The 729-nt window shown below is 73.5% G+C and carries 1 protein-coding gene; it reads left to right on the forward strand.

The genetic code is table 11. The annotated features are described in order from the left end of the window. Positions 1-609, forward strand: a 609-nt coding sequence (locus AC27IQ_RS26280; RefSeq protein WP_487091405.1) for a GntR family transcriptional regulator, incomplete at its 5' end; no start/stop codon positions are given. Positions 610-729: the final 120 nt, after the last annotated feature.

Below are 729 nucleotides of genomic sequence, written 5' to 3' on the forward strand. Positions count from 1 at the left end.
GTGGGCTCGGGCGGCTCGCCGCTGGTGAGCGGCCACAGTGCGGCCAACGCGGCGCTGGAGGCCGACCTCGCCCGCTTCGTGGGCCTGCCGCGCGCGCTGTACTTCTACGCGGGTTACGCCACCAACGCCGGCATCGTGCCCGCGCTCGTGGGCGAGGGCGATGCGCTGTTTTCCGATGCGCTCAACCACGCCTGCCTGATCGACGGCGCCCGCCTGTCGCGCGCCCGCATCCACCGCTACCCGCATGCCGACCTGGCCGCGCTGGAGGTGCTGCACGAGCGCCTGCGCGAGCACGCCGCGGCCGGCCGCATCGGCGAGTACTACGCGGCCAACCACGCCATCCACGAGGCGCTCATCACGCTGGCCGACAACCGCTGGCTGGCCCAGGTGATCGGCGACCTGCGCAAGATCCTGCGGCTGGCCCGCCTGCAGCAATTGCGCGCCCCGGGGCGGCTGCAGCAGAGCCTGGCCGAGCACCTGGAGCTGTTCGATGCCATCAAGCTGCGCGCTCCCGAGGTGGCCGAGGAGGCCATGCGCACCCACCTCGTGCGCCAGCGCGCCGCGCTGCGCGACATCGCCCGCAACCCCCCTTCGAGGATCACGCCATGAATGCCACTGCGGAATGGATCACGCGCAGCGTCTCCCGCCTGCGCCCCGCTGACAAGACCACCGGATCGGCCGACGGCGCGGGCAGCGGCCCGGCCAAGGCGCCGGTGCCGCCGCAGCCGA

The sequence above is a fragment of the Acidovorax sp. KPB24-07 genome (genome assembly GCF_057543315.1).